Genomic DNA, 2,908 nt, shown 5'->3' on the forward strand with positions numbered 1-2,908 from the left:
CCGGATTTTTCGCCGTCCGGCGAAAAATACGGCCCGATTCTTCCCCCTCCACCCCACGGCGCACGGTCACACCCCATCCCCGACAAGCCTCCCACGCCCAGGTCGCCCGTGTCCTATCTCCGGGCGGGCCGCGCGCGGAACGGGTCCAGGCTCAGCCTGGCGCGGGGAAGGTCCAGGAAGGGGGCGCGCAGCCCCCGTCCTGGCCGCCGGAGGCATTCTTCATCCACGCCACGTCCCACTGCTCCCCCATATTGACGCCCGACTCGCCCGGCACTATTATCCGCGCTAACGCTGAGTCCCGGATGGTCCGGGAGCGGGGGACCCAATTCTTGGGGCGAATTGCGCGCGAGCGCATAGGGCACCTTTCGGCCCGAGCCCGTCAGCTAACCTCGCAAGCGTCGAAGGGACGGGCACGCCGGGTGCGCGCCCGCCTCCGAAAAGCCGGAGGTTTGCACATGGTTTCTTTCCGCCTGTGCGGCGCGCCTGCGCGCCGTGGATTCCGCACTTCCATCCCGCGATCGTTCATGTGGCGCCATGCGTCCGGCATTGCCGTGCGCACCGGCTCGGCCTGCCCGTTGTGGGCGGACTGCAGCGCGCCGCCGCCTTCCTCCTGATTCCCACGGGATAGTCGTTTTCGTGTCCCGGGCCGCATCCGAGCCCGCGCACGGCCGTGTTGCGGCCTGCGCGGGGCGCGGGAGCGTGTCCGGCCGTATCCGCGCGGCGGCTGCCGCGCAGCGACGCGCCCATGAGGCGCACAGGAGGACCAGATGAACGATTCCAAGCGAGCCGGGTCCGCGGGGCCTTCCGGGGGCGGCCTGCGCCGCCTGCTGGTGGGCGGCAGCCTCGACCTCGGCGACCATTCCATCTTCCACAAGCTTTCGCTGATCGCCTTCTTCGCCTGGGTGGGCTTAGGCGCGGACGGCCTGTCCTCGTCCTGCTACGGCCCGGCCGAGGCCTATCTGGCGCTCGGACGGCACACGGTGCTGGCGCTGGTGGTGGCCCTGGCCTCGGCGCTGACGATCTTCGTGATCAGCGCCTCGTACTCGCAGATCATCGAGCTGTTCCCGTCGGGCGGCGGCGGGTACATCGTGGCCTCCAGGCTGCTTTCGCCGCACCTGGGCATGATCTCGGGCAGCGCGCTGCTCATCGACTACGTGCTGACCATCACCATCTCCATCGCCTCGGGCGCGGACGCGGTGTTCAGCTTCCTGCCGCCCGCCTGGGCGGCCTACCGCATCCATCTGGCCGCGGCGGGCGTGCTGCTGCTCACGTTCATGAACCTGCGCGGGGTCAAGGAGTCGGTGAAGGTGCTGGTGCCGGTCTTCATGGTCTTCGTGATCACGCACATCGTGGTCATCGCCATGGGCCTGGGCACGCACCTGGCCGCGGTGGGCGAGGTGGCCACGCGGCTCGGCCGCGACCTCTCGGCGGCGCATTCCGAGCTCGGCGCGGTCGGGCTGGTGGTGGTGCTGCTGCGCGCCTATTCCATGGGCGCGGGCACGTACACGGGCATCGAGGCCGTGTCCAACGGCCTGCCCATCCTGCGCGAGCCCAAGGTGGCCACGGGCAAGCGGACCATGCTCTACATGGCCACGTCGCTCTCGGTGACCGTCATCGGCATCATCCTGCTCTACCTGCTGTTCAACGTGTCCGACCACCCGGGCATGACGCTGAACGCCGTGGCCTTTTCCGCGGTCACGGCCCGCTGGCCCGCGCCCTGGGGCCAGGGCTTCGTCATGCTCACCCTGGCCTCGGAGGCGCTGCTGCTCTTCGTGGCCGCGCAGGCGGGCTTCGTGGACGGGCCGCGCGTCATGGCCAACATGGCCCTGGACCGCTGGCTGCCCACGCGCTTCGCCAGCCTCTCGGACCGGCTGGTCACGGAGAACGGCATCCTGCTCATGGGCGGGGCGGCCATGCTCCTGCTGCTCGCCACGCGCGGCTCCGTGGACCTGCTCATCGTGCTCTACTCCATCAACGTCTTCATCACCTTCGTGCTCTCGCAGCTCGGCATGGTGCTGCACTGGTGGCGCGAGCGCCGCAGCGTGGGCCACGCCTGGCGCCGCCTGCTCGTGAACGGCCTGGGCCTGGCCATGACCGCCTTCATCCTCGTCTCGGTCATCGCCGTGAAGTTCGACGAGGGCGGCTGGGTCACCCTGGTCATCACCGGCTGCCTCATCTGGCTGGCCGTGGCCGTGCGGCGCCATTACGACGGCGTGGGCCGCCTGCTGCGCTCGCTCGACGTGCTCGTGCCGCCCGAGGGCGCGGACGACGCCTGCACCGAGGTGCCCGCCCGCGCCCCCGCGTCCGGCCCCGGCGAGCACGACGCCTGCGCCGGGCAGGAGAGAAGCGGCCCGCCCGAGATCGACCCGGACGCGCCCACGGCCGTGCTCCTGGTCAACGGCTTCAACGGCCTGGGCCTGCACACCCTGTTCGACGTCTTCCGCTACTACCGCCACGACTTCAGGAACTTCGTCTTCCTGCAGGTCGGCGTGGTCGACGCCTCGGTCTTCAAGACCCCGGAAGAGCTGGCCAACCTCAAGAAGTCCATGGAGCGGGGGCTCTCCCGCTACACCCGCCTCATGCAGGCGCGCGGCTACGCGGCCGAGGCCCACTGGGCCGTGGGCACCGAAGTGGCCCAGGAGGTCATGGCCCTGGCCCCCGCCCTGGTCGAGCGCTTCCCCAGGGCCGTCTTCTTCGGCGGGCAGATCGTCTTCGAGAAGGAGACCTTCCTCACCCGCATCCTGCACAACTCCGTGGTCTTCTCCCTGCAACGGCAGATGTGCAGGCACGGCATCCCCTTCATGATCATGCCCATCGCCGTGGACAAGACCCGCGTGCGCGACGACGCCCCGCCCCCGCACGGGGCGGACTGCGCGGTGTAGGCGGCATGCCTCCGGCGGGGGGGGGG

General features: G+C 70.2%; 1 protein-coding gene and 1 riboswitch. The gene reads left to right on the forward strand.

Annotated features, from left to right (window positions below; all coding sequences use genetic code 11):
- The first annotated feature begins 279 nt into the window (after positions 1-279).
- A riboswitch (cyclic di-AMP (ydaO/yuaA leader) is annotated at positions 280-413 on the forward strand.
- A 354-nt stretch (positions 414-767) separates the two neighbouring features.
- Positions 768-2,882: an APC family permease gene (locus DSX2_RS12280; RefSeq protein WP_020881425.1), complete on the forward strand. Its 2,115-nt coding sequence runs from the start codon at positions 768-770 to the stop codon at positions 2,880-2,882.
- Positions 2,883-2,908 lie beyond the last annotated feature (26 nt).

This window comes from Desulfovibrio sp. X2 (assembly GCF_000422205.1).
Classification (GTDB): domain Bacteria; phylum Desulfobacterota; class Desulfovibrionia; order Desulfovibrionales; family Desulfovibrionaceae; genus Alkalidesulfovibrio.